Origin of the sequence: Streptomyces sp. NBC_00878 (assembly GCF_026341515.1) — a bacterium.
Taxonomy (GTDB): domain Bacteria; phylum Actinomycetota; class Actinomycetes; order Streptomycetales; family Streptomycetaceae; genus Streptomyces.
Map to the genome: position 1 here is coordinate 1,489,787 of NZ_JAPEOK010000001.1, position 21,112 is coordinate 1,510,898.

Below are 21,112 nucleotides of genomic sequence, written 5' to 3' on the forward strand. Positions count from 1 at the left end.
AGATGTCTGGTGTCCCTGGTACCCCGGTGTCATTCTGTGCAGTCCAGGAACGGGTGCCGGCGAGAGGAAACGCTGGTGGAGATCCATGTGCTCGGCCCCGTCGGCCTCGTATTCCAGGAGGGCCGGCTCGGTCTCGGGTCCGACAAGCAGCGGCTGATCATGGCCTCTCTCGCTCTGGAGGTCGGTCGCCCCATCGCGCTGGACACGCTGGTCGACCGGCTCTGGGAGAATCCGCCGCCCAGGGCCCGGGAGGGCGTTCACACGTACATTTCCAGGATCAGGCGGGCGATCCGGACGGCGGCGTCCGCGGAACCGCGGCTGCCGGTACCGTCCATCGCGCATCGCACACACACGTACACCTTGGTCGCCGAGCCCGACACGGTCGACTGGCACCGGTACCGACGACTCGCCGAGCGGGCAGGGGCGGTCTCGGCCGGGGGTGACGACGTACGGGGTGCGGAGCTGATGCGGGAGGCCGAGGGACTGTGGGAGGAGCCGCTCGCCGGGCTGCCCGGGCTGTGGCCCGAGCGCGTCCGTACGAGTCTGGCGGAGAAGCGGCGAGGCGTCGTCACCATGCGCATCGCCATGGAGTTGCGGCTGGGCCGGTTCGCGGAGATGGCCGGTGAGTTGTCGTCCCTCGTGGACCAGTATCCGGGCGACGAGGCGCTGGCGGGCCAGTTGATGATCGCTCACTACGGCAGCGGCCGGCACGCGGAGGCGCTTCTCCTCTACCAGCGGGTCCGCAGGATCCTCCGTAGCGACTTCGGCACCGATCCCGGCGAGGAACTCGTGCGTATCCACCGGCACATCCTCGGCCGGGCCCCGGTGCGCGAACTCACCGGACAGACCGTCCCCACGACGAAGCCCCGGGCCGACGTGAGTCAGGTGCCGGGGCATCTCCCCCGCCAGGCCGCTCTTGTCGGCCGCCGCGACGAGATAGGGCGGATCCGCGCGGCCATGGACACCGCGTCGGAGAACGGCTCGGTCGTCACGTTGGAGTCCATCTCGGGGATGGCGGGTGTGGGAAAGTCCGCGCTGGCCATTCGCGCGGCACACGAGTTCGGCGACCGGTTCCCTGACCACCACCTCTATCTCAATCTACGGGCCCACTCTCCGGGCCAGGATCCGCTGGAACCGGGAGCCGCGCTCGCCACGCTGTTGCGCATGCTGGAGGTACCCCCGCAGTCCATTCCCGCGGACGTCGACGAACGGGCCGCTCTCTGGCGCAAGGCACTGGGTCACCGGCGCGCTCTGATCATTCTCGACGACGCGGCGGGGCCCGAACAGGTACGCCCCCTGCTGCCGGGCGCGAGCGCATGCTTCACGCTCATCACGAGCCGTCGCCGATTGGTCGGACTGGCGAGCGGGCGTTCGCTGGCGCTTGACGTGCTGCCCGCGGACGACGCGGCCGAACTGTTCCGAGAGTTCGCAGGACTCGAAAGAGCTGGAGACACGAAGGACACGCAGGACTTGTCGCGCGCGGACGACGCGGTGGAAATCACCGAGATCGTACGTCTCTGCGGATACTTACCGCTCGCGATAGAGATAGCCGCCAACCGTCTCACCGCACACCCTTCCTGGAACCTCGCCGTGCTGCGGGAACGGCTCTCGCGATCCGACGGGCGGCTGGCCGAAATTCGTGACGGCTACTCGGAGATCACGCGCGCGTTCGAGGTCTCCTACCAGACGCTCACGTCAGCGGAACGGGCGACCTTCCGGCTGCTCAGTCTGCATGTGGGGCCGGAGTTCGGCCTCTCGGCGGCGGCCACGCTGCTCGGGCGTCCCGTCGCCGAGACGGAGCGGCTGCTGGAGTCACTGCTCCAGTGCCATCTGCTGCTGGAGCCGGTTCCGAACCGGTTCCAGTTCCACGACCTGCTGGGTGAGTACGCGCAGTTGTTGTGCGCCGGCCAGGATCCCGAGGAGCGGCGCGAGGCCGCGCGACTGCGGCTGGTGGGCCACTACCTCCGTACCGCGGACCACTGCGACCGCCTGCTGCACCCGCGGCGCATCCGGCTGGACCTGCCGAATGCGCTGGCTGCCGGACCGGGCCCGACGCCGCCTGACTCCGCGGGCCCCGTACGGCTCCACGCCCCGGCGGACGCCTCGGAAGCCCTTGCCTGGCTGGTCACCGAGCGGGTCAACCTGCTGAGCACCGAGGAGCACCTCAGGACGCACGGCCCTCATGCGCAGGCCGCCCTGCTCAGTCATGTCCTGGCGGGCTTCCTCGACAGCGAGTGCTACTGGACGGATTCGGTACGGCTCCATGGCGCGGCCGTCGAGTTCTGGCGCCGGAGCGGGCACGAGGCCGGGCTGTGCCGTGCCCTGCTCGACCTCAGTACGGCGCACATGGCGACGGGGCAGTACGCCCAGGCCGAGCGGACCGCGGACGACGCGCTGCGGCTCGCCAGGGTCGTGCACGACCGGGACGCCGAGGCGGAGGCGCTTCGCGAACTGGGCATCCTCCATTGGCACATGGGCCAGAACCAGCGCGCGCTGGAACTCCAGAAGGAGTCCCTGGCCCTCTGCGCCCGCGCCGGCGACCAGTGGCGCCAGGCACGCTGCCAGAACAACATCGCGATATGCCTGCTCTACCTGGGCGAACACGACATCGCCCTCTCGTACTTCCAGGACGCGATCACCGGCTTCCGTGCCGCGGACGACCAGCGCATGCTGGCCAAGACGCTGAACAATCTCGGGACCCTGTACCTCCACATGGGAAATCCCAAACTCGCACGACGGACACTGGAGAGTTCGCTACAGATCGCCGAACGGACGGGTAACCGGTCGGACAAGGCGACCCTGCAGATCAACCTCGCGGAAATCCTCGCGTCGTCCGGGGACTCCCACACCGCGCTCACCATGTACCGCGCGGCGCTGCCCGTCTTCCGCGAGCTGGGCGATCGGAAGAACGAGGCGATCACGCTCACCCGCCTCGGACATGTCTACCAGGACGCGTCGGAGACGGAACACGCCGTCACACATCTCCAGCAGGCCCTCACGCTCTCCCGGAGCATCGGCGCGGCCCTTGAGGAGATTCAGGCCGAACGCCTCCTCGGCAGGTGCGAGTTCACTCTCGGCCACCTGGATGCCGCCGTACGTCATCTGGAGTCGGCACGCGACTCCGCCCGACGTATCCACGTGCCCGAGGAGGAGGGGCTGGCGGAGGAGTGCCTGGCGGAGCTGCGCCTCCATCGATCAAATTCGAACCCGGCCGATCGAAGGTGATCGATTGCGATCGTAACGCATCGACTAGCCATCCCGGGCCTTGATCGACGATCTACGCGCATCAATCGTCCACACCCTCCCCCTGACCCCGATCGACGTGATAGACCATGGGTCGTCAACATCACGACGACCCAAGGAACAACGTGTACAGCACTCCCCGGATGGCACTCCTGACGCTGACCATCCTGTCGATCATTGCTTTCGCAAATGTCGGCGGATCGTTCCTTCTGATCTCAGGTACGGACTCCTGCATACCCACGACCGCCGTTGTGGGACAGTCCGCGATCGCCTGATCCACCGCACGGGGGCGGCCCTCCGCCGCCCCCACCATGAGCCTCAGCCTTCGGTCCGGAGCGTGAACTCGATCCCGTCTCCAGCCAGTTCGGCAAGCCACTCCTCCGAGCGCTCGGCCGTCTCCGCCGCCCGGTTGAGGCCGGGTGGCAGATCGTCGCCGAGGATCCGCCGTACCCCGAGTGCCAGCGTCCGCGACACGCAGCGCGCCATCGCGCTCTCCTCCGCGTCGCCCTCCAGGTCCAGCAGGTAGCGGCCCGACCAGATCCGGTCCGTCCCGTCCGTCCGGTCCGAACCGGCGCGTACGTCCAGGGAGACGGCGAGGACGACGCGGTCGCGGTCTGCGTCCGTGGTCGGGTAGCGGGCGGCCAACTCCTGGGCGAGGGCGGTGATTCGCCGGTCGTCGCCCTGGCGGAGTTCCTCGAAGACCGGCTGCCAGGCGTCGAGCCAGCCGTCGAGGCGGAGGGTGCCGCGGATGAAGGTCTGCGGCTTCCAGGCCTGGGGCAGTCCGTACTGGTCGATGAAGGGGAGGCTGTCGCGGTTGGGGTAGACCTCGAACGGTTCGCCGTCCACCACGTGGGGGCGCGTGGCCTCCCAGGGGCGGAGCGCGGTCGTCTCGGCGCCGTCCTCGATGTAACGGGCGGGCGAGCGCAGGGCGTTGAGGACGCCGGCCGGGGCCCAGCTGAAGCGGTACCTGAAGTCGTTCGGGACGGCCGGGATGCCTCCGCAGTACGAGGTGAGGCTCACCTCGGCGGCGGTGTCGGCGCCGATCTCCTCGCGGGCCCGGGCGATGAGGCTGTGGGCGAAGAGGTGGTCGATGCCCGGGTCGAGGCCGGCCTCGGTGAGGACGACGACACCGGCCGCCGTAGCGGCGGGGACCTGGTCCAGGACCGCCTCCGAGACGTAGCTGGAGCAGGCGAAGTGGGCGCCCCGGCGCACACAGGCGGCGAGCAGGCCCGCGTGTTCGGGGGCCGGGAGCATCGAGACCACCACGTCGCCGGACGCCAGTTCGGCCGTGAGGGACTCAAGCGTGTACGCGCGGGGGTCTGCGCGGCCGGTGAGGCCGAGGGTCTCCAGGCTCTGGGCGGCCCGCTCCTCGGTGCGGTGCCACAGGCGTACGCGGTCGGCCGCGTCGCACAGGGCTGCGAGGCCGCTGCCGGTGGACAGGCCCGCGCCGATCCAGTGGACGGTGCCGGAAGCGGGGACACCGATGGGCTGGGCGTTGGTCTCAGGCATTGCCGAACTCCCCTCCCCCCAGGCCGAGTTCACGGCACGTCTCGTGGAACCGGTCCAGGTCGCGTCCCCACGCCCCGGCCACCCCGAACTCCAGGAGCTGTGGCGTCAGCGCCGCCGAGAAGTCCGCGCTCGCCTCCTTGGGCAGCAGGGACGGCAGGTTGTCGATGGCGATGAGGTCGAGGACGGGTCGCTCGTGCAGGCGTCGCACGGGGTCGGTCCAGTCCGTGACGGTGTCGTAGACCGGCAGGACGTTGTACGGGGAGCCGACGTCGCAGGTCACGTCGCACACCGTGCGCAGCCGGCGGCCCGGTTCGTCCAGGTCCTTGTCCGTGAGGAAGGGGGTGCTGGGCCCGGTGGTGAGCACGGTGTTCACCATCAACTCGTGGTCCAGCAGGGCCTGTCGGTCCAGGTCGCGGGTCTCGGCGAGGTCCCAGCAGGTGGGGTCGAGCCCCGCCTCGGCGAGCGCGACGCGGGCACCGCGCCCGGAGCGGCCGAGCGCGCCGATCACCAGCGAGGCGAAATCGGCGTCGCCCAGGGCCGGTTGGAGCCCGGCGTCCAGTTCCTCCTTGGACGTCGGGCGCAGGGGAGCGCTCAGCCTGCCCCGGTGGTGCAGTACCGCAAGGGCCGCGCCCACATAACCCGCCCAGTAGCCGAAGGCCGCGAGTCTGCGGCCGTTGTCGTCCACCAGGTACTCCAGGTCGAACAGCGCCCCTCCCCCGGCGACGAACCGGCGCAGCAGCGCCTCGGCCCCGGGCTGCGCCTTGTACGCGTGCCCGAAGAAGACATGGCGGTGCGTCAGCTCGGGTGGTCCGTCCGGGAGTTCCTTGAGTCCGACGATCACCGCGTCCGCCGGTGCGTCGGCCCAGGAGCCCGGCTCGACGACACGGCAGCCCGCCTCCTCGTACGCCTCGGTCGGGTAGACCCGCTGCGGGGACTCCTCGACGGTGAGCGTCACGCCGTTCTCGACGAGCCGTCGGGCGTCGGACGGCACGATCGGGGTGCGTCGCTCGGTCGTACGGGTCTCGTGGCGCAGCCACAAGTGGAGCTCGGTCATACGCGGTTGACCTCCGGTCGCAGGGCATCGGCGGCGAACCGTTCGGCTCGCAGTGGGGTGATGTCGACGAAAGGATCATGCCCCAGGAAGAGATCGCGGACGACCTCCCCCACGGCGGGTCCCTGGAGGAAGCCGTGCCCGGAGAACCCGGTCGCGTACAGGAAGCGGGAGACCGGACCCGCCTCGCCGATCAGCGCGTTGTGGTCGGGGGTGATCTCGTACAGGCCCGCCCAGCCGCCCGTTCTGCGCAGGTCGAGCAGGGCTGGGGCGCGGTGCTCCATGGCCGCGCAGAGGCGGGGGATCCAGCGGTCGTGGGTGTCGGTGGCGAAGCCGGGCCGCTCGTCGGGGTCGGACATGCCGACGAGGAGGCCGGGGCCCTCGGTGTGGAAGTACAGGCTGCTGGTGAAGTCGATGGTCATGGGCAGTCCGGGCGGGAGGTCCGGGACCGGTTCGGTGACGGCGATCTGGCGGCGCAGCGGCTCCACCGGGAGGTCCACGCCCACCATCGCGCCGACGGCCCGTGACCAGGCGCCCGCCGCGCAGACGACGGCCGGTGTGTCGATCCGGCCCAGGCTGGTGACGACGGCGGTGATGTCGTCGCCGCGTGTCTCGATGCCGGTGACCTCGCAATGGCGTACGACCTTCGCACCGTGGCGGCGGGCGGCGGTCGCGTAGCCCTGCACCACGGCCTCGGGTGTGCAGTGGCCGTCGTCCGGGGAGAAGGCGGCGGCGAGGAGTCCGTCGGTGGTGATCAGCGGCGAGAGGCGGCGTGCCTCGGCCGGGTCCGTCATGCGGCTGGGCACGCCGAGTCCGTTCTGGAGGCGCACCCCGGCCTCGAACGCCTCGACCTCCTCCGGTGTCGACAGCAGGAAGAGGTAGCCGACGCGGTGCAGCCCGATGTCCTGGCCCGTCTCCTCGCCGAAGCGGGCGAACGCCTCCAGGCTGCGCGCCCCCAGCTGGATGTTGAGCTCGTCGGAGAACTGCGCGCGCACGCCGCCCGCGGCCCGCGAGGTGGACCCCGAGGCGAGTTCGTCGCGCTCGACCAGCACCACGTCCGGCACTCCGGCCCGCGCCAGGTGGTACGCGATGCTTGTGCCCATCACCCCGCCGCCGATGACGACGACCCCCGCGCGCCCGGGCACCCCGGTCATGACCGCACCCCCTGGGCGCGGGCGGCGTCGATGACGGCCCAGGCCGCGGCGGCGTCCTGGATGCCGAGGCCGACGCTGTTGTAGTAGACGATGTCCCGCGGTGTCGTACGTCCTTCGCGGCGGCCGGTGAGTACCTCGCCGAGCGGGATGAGGTCCTGGCGGGTGAGCGTTCCGGCGCGCAGCGCGTCCACGACCGGCCCCGCGTGTTCCGCCGCGGTCTCGGGGTCGTCGACGACTACGGCCGCGGCCCGCCGTACGACCTCGGTGTCGACCTCGCTGCGGCTGGGTTCGAAGGATCCGACGCTGACGACCGTGCAGCCCGGCGCGAGCCACTCGCCCCTGACGACGGGTGTGCTGCTGAGGGTGCAGGCGGCGACCATGGGCAGCCCGGCCACGGCTTCCTCCGCCGAGTCGACGGCCTTGACGGGGATGGCGAGTTCGGCCGCGAGGAGCCGGGCCGCCCGTGCCCTGTGGTCCGGGGACGGGCTCCAGATCCGTACGGCTCGCAGGTCCCGTACCCGGGCGACGGAGCGCGCGTGCGCGAGGGCCTGGGTGCCGGAGCCGATCAGGCCCAGCTCGGCGCTGTCGGGGGTGGCGAGCGCGTCGAGGGCGACGGCGCTGGCCGCGGCGGTGCGCAGAGTCGTCACCGTGGTGCCGTCCATGACGGCGGCGAGCCGGCCGGTGACCGGGTCGAGCGCGTTGATCACGGCGTGGATCGTCGGCAGCCCGGCGGCCGCGTTGCCCGGGTTGACGCTGCCGATCTTGGCGACGGCCCCGGTGTCCGCGGACAGCCGAGCGAGGTACGCGAACACGACACTGTCGTCGAACCCGCTCGGATGCATGATCTTGCCGGGCAGTTCCGCGGTGCCGTCACCGAGCGCGGTGAAGGCGGCTCGCTGGGACCGGATCGCGGTGTCGGTGTCGAGCAGGGCGGCCACCTGGTCGCGGGAGAGATGGAGGACGTCGTCGGTCATCCCTCTTCCCTTCCCCTGTCCGCGCCGGTGTCACCACGGGAAGGCGTCCGGGTGACGCCCGCCATGGCCATGACATACAGCGCGCCTGCCGCCGCGCGCCACTGGGGACGGGCGGCGCGCGGGGCGGCTGCGGCGATGTTACTGCTGTGGCGGTGCGGGTCAGACGCGGTGGCCCACCACGGCGTCCAGGTGGGGCAGGTCGTGGTCCAGGCGCTCCCGCTTGGTCCGCAGATAGGTGATGTTGTCCTCGCAGGGCGGGATCAGCAGCGGGACCTGTGCGTCAACCTTGATGCCGTGGCGGAGCAACGCCTCGCGCTTGCGCGGGTTGTTGGACAGCAGCCGCACCGAACGGACGTCGAGATCGTGCAGGATCTCCGCGGCCACACCGTAGTCGCGGGCGTCCACGGGCAGCCCGAGCGCGAGGTTCGCCTCGACGGTGTCGAGGCCCTCCGCCTGGAGCTTCATCGCCTGGAGTTTGGCGAGCAGGCCGATTCCGCGGCCCTCGTGCCCCCGCAGATAGATGAGAATGCCGCGTCCCTCCGCCGCGATCTCCCGCAACGCGGTGGAGAGTTGGGGACCGCACTCGCAGTGCCGGGATCCGAACGCGTCACCGGTGAGGCACTCGGAGTGCAGCCGGGTGAGCATTCCCTCTTCCTGGATGTCACCGTAGACCAGAGCCACTTGTTCGTCTCCGCGGGTACGGTCCAGGTAGCCGACGGCCTGGAAATCCCCGTACACCGTGGGCAGCGGGGCATTCACGACCCGTTCGACACCTGCGGAGTGGGCTTTCCCGGCGAGTACGCCATCTATTTCTGTCATGATTCTGGTTCCTAAGCAGAGACGAAAGGTCGCGAGGACATGGTCGGTTCGGGCGGTTCGGAAACACGGCTCACGGTGTCAGGGCAGTTGCCGACAGACACCACGGAAGACGTACGGGCACGAGGTGCCGGCGCTGCCCGGCAGGTCGCCGTGCTTCCCGTGGGCAGCTTCGAGCAGCACGGTGCGTATCTTCCGCTGTCGACCGACACGCTCGTCGCGTGTGCGATAGCCCAAGAGGTCGCTGCCGCATTCCCCGTTCACCTCCTTCCTCCGGTGACGATCTCCTGCTCGCACGAACACGCGGCCTGGCCGGGCACGGTGAGCATTTCCTCCGTGACGCTCCATGCGGTGGTACGGGACATAGCCGACTCGCTGCGCCGGTCGGGCGTGGACACCCTCGTGGTGGTCAATGGACATGGCGGCAATTACGTATTGGGCAATGTCGTCCAGGAATCCACCGCCGCCGGCGCCCGGATGGCCCTTTTCCCGGCCGCGGAGGACTGGGAGGCGGCACGGGTGCGGGCCGGAGTACAGACCTCGCTGCTCACCGATATGCACGCGGGGGAAATAGAGACCTCCATTCTGCTGCACACTCATCCGGAATTGGTCAGGCCGGGTTACGAGACCTCCGACTTCGAGGCCGACGACCGCCGGCAGCTGCTCACGCTGGGCATGTCGGCCTATGCCAAGTCCGGTGTCATCGGGCGCCCTTCGAGGGCGTCCGCCGGGAAGGGGAAGGAACTCCTCGCGTCGCTGGCCGACTCCTTCGGAGCGTACTTCTCCCTGCTGACATCGGAGACCGGGCTTCCGTCGGTCGTCGATCGGCACTGAGTGTCCCCGTTTCCCTCCGCGCGGGCCGAGATCCGGGCTCCCGTCGACTCCACGTGCGAGTCCGGGGCCGGCTCGGCGGCCGCGCTCTCCTGGGGGCGCCGCAGCCCCGCGTACCAACGCGCCACGAGTACGGCGACTCCGGGCAGGCTCGCGGCAAAACTGAGCACGCCGTAGACCACGGCCACGGTCAGGCCCTGGGTCGCGCCCAGGCCCGCCGCGCCGAACGCCCAGGCGGTGACGCCTTCCCTGGGCCCCCAGCCGCCGACGTTCAGCGGCAGCCCCATGGCGATCAGGGCGAGCAGAGCCAGCGGCACCAACTCGGCGACGGACGCGGTCGATCCGGCCGCCCGGGCCGCGAGCAGGAACATCAGGACATGTCCCGCGAGCACCACGACCGACGAGATCAGCACACCCGGCCAGCTCCCGCGGGCGAGCAGTGCCCCGCGTGCCTCGGCCAGCGCGCCGCGTACGGCGCGGTAGCGACGGGACGCGCGCGGCGCCCTTCCCCTGCCGCGAAGCGCGCCCACGGTGACGACCCCGCACAGCGAGACGGCGACCAGCAGCAGGGCGGCGTCCCGGGTCTGGGACAGCACCGGCGAGGGCAGGGTGAGCAGCACGCTCACGCCCACGACGGCCAGGACCGCCTGTCCCGCGACCCGTTCGAGGACGACCGCGCGCACTCCGCGGCCGATGTCCCCGGCGCTCTGCCCGTGCCGTACCGCGCGGTGCACGTCGCCGAGTACGCCGCCCGGCAGGGCCGCGTTGAGGAACAGCGCACGGTAGTAGTCCGCGACGGCCGGGCCGAGCGGCAGCCTGAGCTTCATCCCGCGGGCCACCACGCACCAGCGCCAGGCGCTGAACACGGTGGTGAGCAGGCCGATGCCGAGCGCCGCGAGGAACGTGGCGCCGTCGATCCGGCGCAGGCCGTCCAGGAAGACGCCGGTGCCGAGGCGCCAGGTGAGCACGGTGAGAATGACGACGCCGACGATGGTGCCGAAGTGGGTGCGCAGGACACGGGAGTTGAGGCGGGCCCGGACGGAACCGGCGAAGCGGCCCCGTCCCTTGCGCGGACTCGCGGCGGGCGTGCCCGCCGTCGCGTCCACAGGGTCCGCCGGGTCCACAGGGGCGACCCGTACGCGTCCGGTCTCCTCCTGCGCACCGCCGTCACGGACCGCCGACGACAGTTCGTCGTCCAGGGCGGCCAGTGTCTGTGCCTCGTCCGCCACCGCCGGCGTGCTCATCAGGCTCCCCCTGTCGGGCGGGCCAGTGCGAGCAGGTCGCTGTGGTGCACCACCACGTTCAGCTCGCCCGCCTCGCAGGCCGCGAGGCGCTCCTTGAGGTAGGCGTCGGCGCGCGCGGCCAGTTCCGGGCGCTCCTCGACTGCCGCGCCGACCCAGCCGCGCAGCCACTCCGCCGTCAGCGCGGACTCGTCCCGGCCGAGGCGCCACGCGCTGGGGTGCACCCGAACCGTCGCGCCGTGCCGGGCGAAGGCGTCGCAGGCCGCGTTGATCGCTTCCGGGCCGAGCAGGTCGCCGCGCCGCTGGTGGTTGTTGAACGCGTGGGCGATCTCGTCGTCCAGCGGGTGGGCGGGGGTGAGTTCGACGCGTCCGACCACGGAGAGCGTCAGCAGCGCGGGGCAGCCGGCTCCGGCGCAGGCGGCGGCCAGGGCCTCGATCTCCTCCTGGCCGAGGACGTCCAGCAGCGCGGAGGCCGTCACCAGTGAGGCGCCGGCCAGGGCGTCCGCGGTCAGCCGGGCGACGTCGCCGCGCTGGGTCTCCACCGTGACGCGGCTGCCGTCGGCTGCCGACCGGGGCGACCCGACGGCGGCGAAGTGCAGCAGATACGGGTCGCGGTCGTGGAGCACCCAGTGCTGGGGTCCGTCGAGCCGGGGCGCGAGCCAGCGGCCCATGGAGCCGGTGCCGCAGCCGAGGTCGTGGATGACGAGCCCGCCCGCCCGGCCCGGCAGGTTCGCGAGCCGGATCCGCAGCGGGTCGAGGAGTTCGACCGCACGGGCGGCCGCGTCGACGGGTTCGCGCAACTCCAGCCACTCGGGGGCGTATCGGGGCGTGTCGTCGGTGGCCTCACCGCGGGTGCGGTCGCCCAGCCGAATCGTTCCTTTGTCCCGTACCTGGCCGTCTCGCCCCTGACCCGGCACCACGGCCGCGGCTGCGGCTTCGGCCTCGGTTGTCGTCATCTCGTCGCGTCCCTGTCCTGCCGTGGTCGTCCTGCTCGTCCCCTCGCCACGTCCCGGTGAGGCCGTCGTCGTCTCCTCGTCGAGGGCCGGTTCGGCCGTCGTCGTGGCGTGCCCCGGAGTCCCCGGCTGCGTCGTGCTCGTACTGCTGCTCATGCCGCCCCCCTCCGTGCCTCGCTCTTCAGTCGCCCCAGGACACCCGACAGACTCCGGGCCGTGGCGGCCCAGCCTCCGAGGGAGGCCCTGCGGGCGCGCGCGGCGGCCTTCAGGCGACGGCGTACGTCGGCCTCGCCGAACCAGCCGCGCAGTTCGGCCGCGAGGGCCGCGGGGTTCTCCGGCGGTACGAGGAGCCCCGGCACCCCGCCGTCGGGCGCGCGCCCGACCGCCTCGGGGAGCCCGCCGACGTCCGTGGCCAGCACGGGGATGCCGCGGGCGAGCGCCTCGGTGACGGCCATGCCGTACGTCTCGGCGTACGAGGTGAGGACCATGAGGTCGGCGGCGGCGTAGCTCGCGTCGAGGGCGGCGCCGGACCGGGGGCCGGCCAGCTGGAGCCGGTCGCCGAGGCCGTGCTGGTCGATCAGCGCCCGGAGCCGGGCGACGTACTCGGGGTCCTGGTTGAGGCCGCCGACGAGGACGCAGCTCCAGGGGAGGTCGGTGACGGCCGCGAGGGCCTCGACCAGGCGGTGCTGTCCCTTGCGCGGGGTGACCGAGGCGACGCACAGCAGGCGCGAGACACCGTCGGTGCCGGGAGCCAGGGGCGCGATGTCGGCGCCGGGCGCGGCCACATGGACCCGGTCGGGCGCGAGCCCGTGGTGGGCGACGAGCCTGCGGGCCGCCCACTCGCTGGTGGCGACGACGGCGGGCACGGCCCGCAGCGTGCGGCGCTCACGGGCGTCCAGGTCCGCGGCGAGCGCGGGCGTGAGTCCCGTCTCGTCGCCGAGCGGCAGGTGCACGAGGACGACCAGGCGCAGTCGTTCGGCTTCCGGGATGACGATCTCGGGGACCGCGCAGGCGACCAGGCCGTCGAGGAGTACGACGGTGCCGTCGGCCAGGTCCGCGAGGGTGCGGGCCAGTTCGGCGCGGGCGGGGGCGCCGGGCTGGGGCCAGCTGCCGTCGATGGCGTGCTTGTGGACCTGCCAGCCGAAACCGGGCAGGTCGAGGCTGATCCGGGCGTCGTAGACGTTGCCGCCGCTGGGCATGGTCGGGTCGTCCACCGCGCCGGGCATCACGAAGTGCATGGCGCGCAGGGACATGGGGATGATGTCGGCGTTGTGGCTCACAGGGCACGCTCGTAACTCGCCCAGGCGATGTGCGACTCGTGCAGGGTGACGGTGATGCCGGCCAGGCCGCGGGCCCCTTCGCCCAGCGCGCCCTTCTCCACTCGCTCGGCGAGGCGGTCGGCGACAACCTTGGCCAGGAACTCCGTCGAGGTGTTGGTGTCGGCGAACGCGGGCTCGTTGTCGAGGTTGCGGTAGTTCATCTCGGCCACCACCTCCCCGAGTTCCCTGGTGGCCAGTCCGATGTCGACGACGATGTTGTCGTCGTCCAGCTCGGCGCGGCGGAACGTGGCGTCCACGAGGAACGTCGCCCCGTGCAGGCGCTGCGCGGGTCCGAAGACCTCTCCGCGGAAGCTGTGGGCGATCATCAGGTGATCGCGGACGGTGATGCTGAACAACGGACGACCCTCCAGGTGCGGCGCGTCTGACCCCTCTGCCGGGGCGTGCCGTCTAGTACGGCCGGTCCGTTCTCCGTGTTCAGGGGGTTCGGCTCGGAGTTTCGGACGGTGCGCTCCGCTGGGTGGGGCGGTTGGGTTCGGTGTGGTGGGGGTGACTTGGTGACTGCGGGTCAGTGGGGGCTTGTCGCGCCGTTCCCCGCGCCCCTGAGGGGCGCGGTTGCCTCGTGGCGGACGAGGTGGCACATCCCCGTCGATTCTGCCGCAGCGAGCCCGGTCATCGTCTCCGGCAGCTCCTCGAAGGAGGACTCGCCGGTGATCAGAGCGTCGAAGGCCGGGTCGTCGAGCAGGTCGAGCGCGAGGGCGAGCCGGTCGGCGTAGGTGCGGCGGGCGCTTCTGGCCGGGGAGACGGTGCCGACCTGGCTGCCGCGGATGACCAGGCGGCGGGAGTGGAACGCCTCGCCGAGCGGCAGGCTGACCAACCGGTCGCCGTACCAGCTCAGTTCGAGGACGGTGCCCTCCGGGGCGAGGAGTTCGAGCGAGCGGGCGAGCCCGGCCTCGCTGGCGCTGGCGTGGACGACGAGGTCGCGGTCGCCGGCGGCGTCCGCCGGGAGCGCGAAGTCGACGCCGAGGGCCTGGGCGATGTCGGCGCGCGCCGGGTTGGCGTCGACGAGTTGGACGCGGGCTGCGGGGAACCGGGCGAGGAGCGCGGCGACGCTCGCGCCGACCATGCCGGCGCCGACCACGGTGATGCGGTCACCGATCAGGGGGGCCGCGTCCCAGAGGGCGTTGACCGCGGTCTCCACGGTTCCGGCGAGTACGGCGCGCGAGGCGGGCACGGTCTCGGGCACGGGTGTCACGGCGCTCGCCGGGACGACGTACCGGGTCTGGTGCGGATAGAGACAGAAGACGGTCCGCCCGAGGAGTTCCGCCGGGCCCTCCTCCACCAATCCCACGTTCAGGTAGCCGTACTTGACCGGCCCGGGGAACTCGCCTTCCTGGAAGGGCGCCCGCATGGCGGCGTGCTGGCTCTCCGGCACGCCTCCCCGGAAGACGAGCGTCTCGGTTCCCCGGCTCACCCCCGAGAAAAGTGTTCGCACCACGACCTCGCCCTCGGCGGGTTCGGGCAGTTCGACATCGCGGATCTCGCCATGGCCGGGAGAGCGGAGCCAGAAGGCGCGGGCGGAACGGTCCATTCGGCATCCTCCTGAGTAATCCATGTGCAGGGGCTGAGCAAATGAGCTGAACGATCGGGCGGCGAGCCACGTACCGACCTTTGCGAAGCCGCGCACAAGGTACGCGGCATTGATCGACTCTGTCACCTGGCCGGAGGATGTGCGGTGGCCCTGAACAACACGTACGACGCGAGGCTCTTGCAGCAGGAGACGGCCGTGGGAGCGGGTGTGCAACTGCTGTTGCTCACCGTGCTCGGCACGGCGCTCGGCATGGGGCCCGCGGGCTGGCTGACGGGACTGGCGTTCGCGCTCGCGACGTGGGCCGTGCTCTCACGGGCCCTGCACCGCACGCGGCCCCGGTCCTTCGGTCCCGCCAACCGCGTGACCCTGGGCCGGGCCACCCTCGTAGGCGGAGTGACCGCGCTGGTCGCCGACTCCTTCCAGAGTCCGCCGCCGGTGACGGTCCTGGTCGCCCTCACCGCGGTCGCCCTGATCCTCGACGCGGTCGACGGCAAGGTCGCCCGCCGGACGGGTTCCTCCTCCGCGCTGGGCGCGCGGTTCGACATGGAGGTCGACGCGTTCCTCATCCTGGTGCTCAGCGTGTACGTCGCCACGACCGTGGGCCCCTGGGCCCTGCTGATCGGCGGTATGCGCTATGCCTTCGTGGCCGCCGCGAAGTTCCTGCCGTGGCTGAACGGCACGCTTCCGCCGAGCACGGGCCGCAAGACGGTGGCCGCCCTCCAGGGCGTCCTGCTGCTGCTCGCGGGCTCGGGGGTCCTCCCGTACGCCCTGATGTTCGGCGTCGTCGCGCTCGCCCTGGCCCTGCTGACGTGGTCGTTCGGCCGGGACATCGCGTGGCTGTGGCGCACGAAGGGCTCCGCCGAGCGGGAGATGGCGGCGGTGGAGGTGGAGCTCCTCTACCGGGAGACGGCCGGTGTGGGCGCCCCGTAGGGAGGCGCCCACACCGTCCAAGGGGTGCGGGGAACTGCGCGCCCAGCCACACACAACCCGCAGCGAAGGCCGTATCTCGACTGCGGGTTGTGTGTGGCTGGGCGCGCCCACGCGGCGGAGCCGCATATTTCACAGCCCCGCGCCCCTCGGTGGTGGATCAGCGGCCGATCTTGTCCAGTTCCGCGATCTCGTGGAACTCGTGGCCGAGGACACGGCCCGTGCGCTGGGCCGGGACGAGCAGCGCGGCCAGGGCCGCGGCGAGGCAGAGCACGGCGAGCAGGGTGAATCCGTGGGTGTAGCCGGAGGCGTACGGCAGGCCCGAGGGCTGTAGGTGGCCGGTCACCAGGACGCTGGTCACCGCGGCGCCGATGGAGCCGCCGATGGTCCGGATGTTGGCGTTCATGCCGGTGGCGGCGCCGGTCTGCTCGGGCGGGACGCTGCCCACGATCAGGTTGGCCATCGAGGCGAAGGCCAGTCCGATGCCGAGGCCGAAGACGCCTGCCACGAAGGCCACCTGCCACTGCTGGTCGTGCCAGAGGGCGAGGAAGCCGCAGGCGACCGCGCCCAGCGCGGCACCGGTGGTGAGCAGTTTCTTGGCACCCAGTACGGGTTCCAGGCGGCCGCCCAGGATGCCGGAGCAGAACATCGCGATCAGCATCGGCAGCATGAGCAGCCCGGACTCGGTGACGCTCGCGCCGAATCCGTACCCGGCGGAGCTGGGTGTCTGGACGAAGCCGGGCAGGAAGGACCAGATCGCGTACATGCCGGCGCCGAACAGCAGCGCGGCGGTGTTGGTCGTCCACACGGCGGGCAGCCGCATGATGCGCAGGTCTATCAGCGGGCTGCGGGAGCGCGACTCGGCGAGCAGCCACAGTGCGAAGAGCACCACGGCGGCGGCGAACAGCCCGATCACCCGGGCCGAGCCCCAGCCCCACTGGCCGGCCCGGCTGAGCGGCAGCAGCAGCGCCACCAGCCAGGCCGACAGCAGGACGGCGCCGAGCCAGTTGACGCTCCCCTCGGCCCGGCGGGGCGACTCGGGGACGTAGCGGACGGCGATCAGCGTGGTGACCGTGACGATGCCGACGGGGATCCAGAACAGCCACCGGTAGTCGAGCGCGGTCACGATGGGGCCGGCCGCCACCATGCCGACGCCGCCGCCGGCCGCGATCACGGCGGACAGGTTGCTGATACTGGGGCTGACCTGGGACGCCGCGAACTCATCGCGGATGATGCCGAAGGACAGCGGGAACAGGGCGCCGCCGATGCCCTGGACGACCCGGGCGACGATGAGTACGCCGATGGTCGGCGCGAGCGCGGCGAGCAGACAGCCGACCGCCACGGTCACGAGGACGGCGACGAGGGTGCGCTTCTTTCCGATCAGATCGCCGACCCGGCCGAGGATCGGTGTGAAGACCGAGGCGGACAGCAGATACGCCGTCATCACCCAGGTCACGGTGGACTGCGAGGTGTCCAGCGCGTGCTGAACGGTCGGCAGGGCCGGCGCGATCAGCGACTGGAGCATGGAGAACACGCCCGCACCGGTCGCGAGGACCGCGAAGGTGAGGCGGGTGGACGTCCTGGGCATGAAAAGCCTCTCCGAACAGGATGCGGCCGAGGGTCTGTGGCCACGGTCGTACGGGGTGGGCGGGCCGCGGGGCGGCGTCAGGTGCCGCGGGGCAGCGTCGAGCACGCCGACGACCGCGCGATGCGGTCGCGGAGGGGTGTGATGAGGGGGTGGTGAACGCACCCCGACTGGTAAAGTGGAGGTGTGCCTCCACTGTAGCGGAGGCACACCTCCGCTTCAACCGTGTCCGACCCTGGGAGGCACCGTGACGGCTCAGCCGTTCCCCGTCAGCGAGATCGTCGCGTCCCAGCGCCCGCACCGCAAAGACGCCGCACGCAACTACGACGCCCTGCTGGCGGCCGCCCGTGAGGCGTTCGCGGAGAAGGGCGCGGAGGCCTCCCTGGAGGACATCGCCCGTCGCGCGGGGGTGGGGATCGGCACGCTCTACCGGAACTTCCCCACGCGTCGCCACCTCTTCGAGAGCGTCTACGCGGACGAGGTGAGCGCGCTGTGCCGGCTGGCGCAGGAGGTCGCGGACCTGGAACCGTGGGAGGCACTGGCCTCGTGGCTGCGCCGGTTCGTGGACTACACCACGACCAAGCGGGCCATCCGCGAGGCGCTCAACAACGAGTCGGACATCTTCCTGGCCTGCCGGGACTCGATGTACGCGGCGGGCGGCCCGCTGTTCGACCGGGCGCAGCAGACCGGTCAGGTCCGTACGGACATGACCTTCGACGACCTCCTGCGGATGGTCGCCGGCATCACCTCGACGGCCTACCTCGACGACGCCCAGCGTGACCGCGTGCTGGCCGTCGCCCTGGACGGGGTCCGCACAGCACGCTGAGGCCCGCGGCGGGCGCGCGTACGCACAGCCGTGCACGGCAGGGTGGCGCCCCGGCGGGCCGGCGCCGGGGTCCGGATGCGGCGCGGGCCGGGTCCTGAGGGGAGTACGGTTACCACACCGAGCGCACCTCGCACGCCGTCATCCGTTTCGGCGTCGCCCTCGGGACAACGGCACAGGCCGGCGCACTTCGGATCCGGCCGGAAATGAGCCGCACCATGCCTCCTGGCTCGTACTGTCCCGCCGCCTTCCTTATCCGGTCCCGCGCAGCGCATTAGCGGATTTCCCGCTCACCGGTGTGCCCCGAGGCATTCCGGCATCCCGTGCACGGCCTGAACCGATCAAGAGGATGCGGACACATGTATTCACAGGACTCCATCTCCAGCCACCGCCGCGGCCGTCCCGAACCGACCCCGGAGATGCTCTCCGGACTGGCCTGCCTCATGTGCGGCACCGACTACCGGAACACACCCGACCCGGAGGCGGTGGTGGTCTCGCACCGCGACGACAAGCAGCTCCTCGCCTGCCACGGGACGTGCGCACGGATGGCGAGCGGGTCGGTCAACGGCCTGGACGAGACGCCCCTCCCCCTGGCCGAGCGCGTACGCAGGCACCGGGCCGACGGCTCCTGACGCCGACGGCTCCCGGGACCAGGACCCCGGGCAGCCACGACGAGCCCGACGAACACCACCAGCACACGAGCACCACACGCACGTCGAGCACCACGAGCGCCACATGACGCGAACCAAATGATGAGGAAGCGTATGAGCCTGTTGAGTCTCGGAGTAGTCGCCTCCTCCAGCAAGGAAAACGAGTTCCGCCTGCCGTTGCACCCCGCCCACCTCGGCCGGATCGCACCGGACGTACGCGAGAAGATCTTCCTCGAACAGGGCTACGGCGAACGCTTCGGCGTCGCCGACGACGCGCTGCGACCGCTCGTCGCGGGCCTGCGCTCCCGCGAGCAACTCCTCGACGAGTGCGACGTGTTGATGCTGCCCAAACCCATGCACGAGGATGTCGCCGCGCTGCGCCAGGGCCAGGTGCTGTGGGGCTGGCCGCACTGCGTGCAGGACGAGGCGATGACGCAGCTCGCCATCGACCGGCAGCTGACCCTCATCGCCTGGGAGGCCATGAACCACTGGACGTCCACGGGCGCCTTCAGCGTCCATGTGTTCCACAAGAACAACGAGCTCGCGGGGTACTGCTCGGTGCTGCACGCCCTGCAGCTCGGCGGGCTGACCGGCAGCTACGGGCGGCGCATGCGCGCGGTGGTCATCAGCTTCGGCGCCACGGCGCGCGGAGCGGTCACGGGTCTGGGCGCCATGGGTGTCTCCGACGTCACGGTGCTCACCCAGCGCGCGGCGGCGGCGGTGGCCTCGCCGATGCCGTCGGTCGTGATGGGCCATTTCGAGGAGGAGCCGGACGATCCCTCGCGCCTGCGGGCGCTCACCGGGCTCGGCCCCGTACCGCTCGCGGAGTACCTGGCCGGCTTCGACATCATCGTCAACTGCATCCGGCAGGACACCGACGCGCCGCTGACGTTCGTCACCGAGGAGGAACTCGCCGTGTTCCGGCCGGGGACCTTCTTCATCGACGTCGCCTGCGACGAGGGCATGGGCTTCAGCTGGGCCCGGCCGACCACCTTCGTCGATCCGATGCCGACCGTCGGTCCCGGCTGCCACTACTACGGGGTGGACCACAGTCCGTCCCACCTGTGGAACTCGGCCACGTGGGAGATCAGTGAGGCGCTCCTCCCCTATCTGCGCAAGGTCATGAGCGGCCCGGCGGCCTGGGACTCCGACGTCACGGTCGGAAAGGCCATCGAGATCCGCGACGGTATCGTCCTGAACCCGAAGATCCTGTCGTTCCAGCACCGTTCGGCCGACTTCCCCCACACCCGCGCCAAGCCCGGCAAGGTCACTTCGCGGGCGGGAGCGTCACCGGCAGGTCGTCCCGCAGTTCCGCGAAGAGTTGCCGTGCCCGACGGTCGTCCCATGTGACGGCGCTGCCCTTGGAGGTGGCGAAGGCGGGGTCGGAGACGGGCACGTTGATCTGCCTGCCGTTGCCCGCCGAGACGCTCCGCATCGCCTCGAACAGCGACATGAGGTCCTTCAGGCCCGTGTCCTTGTCCACCACGAGCGTGTCGAGGCCCGCGCTGAGGGTCGGGAAGGACTTGGTGGGGTTGAGGAGGGTGCCCGGGGTGACCGCCTTCTTGGCGAGCGCGGTCAGGAACTTCTGCTGGTTGCGGGTGCGGCCCAGGTCGCCCTCCGCCTCCTGTTTGCGCTGCCGGACGAACGCCAGTGCCTTGGTGCCGTCGAGCGTCTGGCAGCCCTTGGGCAGGTCCGCGCCGGACTTCTCGTCCTTCACGGCCCGCTCCAGGCACAGGTCCACGCCGCCGACCGCGTCCACCACCCCGACGAAGCCCGCGAAGCCGATCTCCGCGTAGTGGTCGATGCGCAGCCCGGTGTTGCGTTCCACCGCCCGCACGAGGAGGTCGGGGCCGCCGAGCGAGAACGCCGCGTTGAGCTTGTCCGGCTCGGCGGAGAAGCTCCTGCCGGTCTCGGGACGGACGTACGGCGGAAGGGTCACCCACGAGTCGCGCGGCAGGCTCATCATCGTGGCGCCGTTCGAGCCGGTGTGCAGCAGGATCATCGAGTCGGTGCGGCGGCCCTCGGCCGAGCCGGTGCGCAGATCCTTCCTCGCCTGCTCGGACAGACCGGCGCGGCTGTCCGAGCCCACGATCAGGTAGTTGGTCCCCTTTCCGGCCTGCGGGCGGTCCGGCAGCGCGCCGAGGTCCACCTCCTGGTCGAGCTTGGTGTCGGCCCACACGTACGTCCCTGCGGCGGACGCGAGCACCGCGACGACCAGGAGGATCGCGAGCCGCGTGACCTTGCGGCGCCTGCTGGCGGGCGGCTTGGGGGACCTGCCGCCTCCCGCGTCCCCGGGAGGCCGGCGTCCGTGCCCGGTGCGGCCCGGCGTCGCGGGCGAGGGCATGCCCGGCAGTGGTGCCGTACGTGTCGAGGGCGAGGACGCGTTGCCGCGCGCCACCCGGCCCGTGACGGCACTCGGCGGCTGGGCCGCGCCGCCGCTCCGGTCAAAGCCCACCGGAAGGTCGGTGCGTTCACTCATCGGCCTGT

General features: G+C 71.3%; 17 protein-coding genes and 1 pseudogene. 6 read left to right on the forward strand and 12 right to left on the reverse strand.

The genetic code is table 11. The annotated features are described in order from the left end of the window. The first annotated feature begins 75 nt into the window (after positions 1-75). A complete protein-coding gene (locus OHA11_RS05980; protein ID WP_266492708.1) occupies positions 76-3,225 on the forward strand; it encodes an AfsR/SARP family transcriptional regulator in 3,150 nt (1,049 codons plus the stop codon). Between the two features lie 336 nt (positions 3,226-3,561). Here the strand turns inward: OHA11_RS05980 and OHA11_RS05985 are convergent, their stop codons facing one another. From OHA11_RS05985 to ribA, 5 genes are all read right to left on the reverse strand, one after another. Then, a complete protein-coding gene (locus OHA11_RS05985; protein WP_266492710.1) occupies positions 3,562-4,752 on the reverse strand; it encodes a saccharopine dehydrogenase family protein in 1,191 nt (396 codons plus the stop codon). After that, positions 4,745-5,806, reverse strand: coding sequence for a saccharopine dehydrogenase (locus tag OHA11_RS05990; RefSeq protein WP_266492712.1), 1,062 nt, complete (start codon positions 5,804-5,806; stop codon positions 4,745-4,747). Before OHA11_RS05990 ends, OHA11_RS05985 begins: the two co-directional genes overlap by 8 nt. Continuing rightward, a complete protein-coding gene (locus OHA11_RS05995) occupies positions 5,803-6,957 on the reverse strand; it encodes an FAD-binding oxidoreductase (RefSeq protein ID WP_266492715.1) in 1,155 nt (384 codons plus the stop codon). Before OHA11_RS05995 ends, OHA11_RS05990 begins: the two co-directional genes overlap by 4 nt. Beyond that, a complete protein-coding gene (locus OHA11_RS06000) occupies positions 6,954-7,931 on the reverse strand; it encodes an ornithine cyclodeaminase family protein (protein ID WP_266492717.1) in 978 nt (325 codons plus the stop codon). Before OHA11_RS06000 ends, OHA11_RS05995 begins: the two co-directional genes overlap by 4 nt. Positions 7,932-8,090: 159 nt before the next feature. Continuing rightward, a complete protein-coding gene (ribA, locus tag OHA11_RS06005; RefSeq protein ID WP_266492719.1) occupies positions 8,091-8,750 on the reverse strand; it encodes a GTP cyclohydrolase II in 660 nt (219 codons plus the stop codon). A 39-nt stretch (positions 8,751-8,789) separates the two neighbouring features. Here ribA and OHA11_RS06010 point away from each other — a divergent pair, with 39 nt between their 5' ends. Next, positions 8,790-9,581: a creatininase family protein gene (locus tag OHA11_RS06010; RefSeq protein WP_323186528.1), complete on the forward strand. Its 792-nt coding sequence runs from the start codon at positions 8,790-8,792 to the stop codon at positions 9,579-9,581. A gap of 203 nt (positions 9,582-9,784) precedes the next feature. Here OHA11_RS06010 and OHA11_RS06015 read toward each other — a convergent pair. From OHA11_RS06015 to OHA11_RS06035, 5 genes and pseudogenes are all read right to left on the reverse strand, one after another. Further along, positions 9,785-10,822, reverse strand: a pseudogene (locus OHA11_RS06015) (YbhN family protein); the annotation flags it as partial. Next, entirely contained in the window at positions 10,822-11,775 is a 954-nt protein-coding gene (locus OHA11_RS06020) for a class I SAM-dependent methyltransferase (RefSeq protein ID WP_266506991.1), read from the reverse strand. The gene OHA11_RS06020 and the pseudogene OHA11_RS06015, both read right to left, overlap by 1 nt. A 149-nt stretch (positions 11,776-11,924) precedes the next feature. Then, positions 11,925-13,025 (reverse strand): glycosyltransferase family 4 protein, encoded by a 1,101-nt coding sequence (locus tag OHA11_RS06025; protein WP_266506993.1) that lies wholly within the window; start codon positions 13,023-13,025, stop codon positions 11,925-11,927. A gap of 23 nt (positions 13,026-13,048) precedes the next feature. Further along, complete coding sequence (locus OHA11_RS06030) at positions 13,049-13,447, reverse strand: 6-carboxytetrahydropterin synthase (protein ID WP_266492723.1); 399 nt, start codon at positions 13,445-13,447, stop codon at positions 13,049-13,051. A gap of 170 nt (positions 13,448-13,617) precedes the next feature. Next, entirely contained in the window at positions 13,618-14,640 is a 1,023-nt protein-coding gene (locus tag OHA11_RS06035) for a zinc-binding alcohol dehydrogenase (protein ID WP_266492725.1), read from the reverse strand. A 144-nt stretch (positions 14,641-14,784) separates the two neighbouring features. Here OHA11_RS06035 and OHA11_RS06040 point away from each other — a divergent pair, with 144 nt between their 5' ends. Beyond that, positions 14,785-15,570 carry a CDP-alcohol phosphatidyltransferase family protein gene (locus OHA11_RS06040; RefSeq protein ID WP_266492727.1) on the forward strand — a complete coding sequence of 262 codons (786 nt, stop codon included), beginning with the start codon at positions 14,785-14,787 and terminating at the stop codon, positions 15,568-15,570. A 157-nt stretch (positions 15,571-15,727) separates the two neighbouring features. Here OHA11_RS06040 and OHA11_RS06045 read toward each other — a convergent pair whose 3' ends face one another. Further along, positions 15,728-17,155 carry an MFS transporter gene (locus OHA11_RS06045; protein ID WP_266492729.1) on the reverse strand — a complete coding sequence of 476 codons (1,428 nt, stop codon included), beginning with the start codon at positions 17,153-17,155 and terminating at the stop codon, positions 15,728-15,730. Positions 17,156-17,399: 244 nt separating this feature from the next. On the opposite strand from OHA11_RS06045, the gene OHA11_RS06050 reads away from it, so the two are divergent. The 3 genes from OHA11_RS06050 to OHA11_RS06060 all read left to right on the forward strand — a co-directional run bounded on the left by OHA11_RS06050 (position 17,400) and on the right by OHA11_RS06060 (position 19,975). Further along, the gene (locus OHA11_RS06050) at positions 17,400-17,978 is read left to right on the forward strand and encodes a TetR/AcrR family transcriptional regulator (protein ID WP_266492730.1); all 579 of its coding nucleotides are present in this window, start codon (positions 17,400-17,402) and stop codon (positions 17,976-17,978) included. A gap of 356 nt (positions 17,979-18,334) precedes the next feature. Then, the gene (locus OHA11_RS06055; protein ID WP_266492732.1) at positions 18,335-18,607 is read left to right on the forward strand and encodes a hypothetical protein; all 273 of its coding nucleotides are present in this window, start codon (positions 18,335-18,337) and stop codon (positions 18,605-18,607) included. A 132-nt stretch (positions 18,608-18,739) separates the two neighbouring features. After that, positions 18,740-19,975: a N(5)-(carboxyethyl)ornithine synthase gene (locus tag OHA11_RS06060; protein WP_266492734.1), complete on the forward strand. Its 1,236-nt coding sequence runs from the start codon at positions 18,740-18,742 to the stop codon at positions 19,973-19,975. Here the strand turns inward: OHA11_RS06060 and OHA11_RS06065 are convergent. Next, positions 19,893-21,104 (reverse strand): LCP family protein, encoded by a 1,212-nt coding sequence (locus OHA11_RS06065; protein ID WP_266492737.1) that lies wholly within the window; start codon positions 21,102-21,104, stop codon positions 19,893-19,895. The genes OHA11_RS06060 and OHA11_RS06065 overlap by 83 nt on opposite strands. Positions 21,105-21,112: the final 8 nt, after the last annotated feature.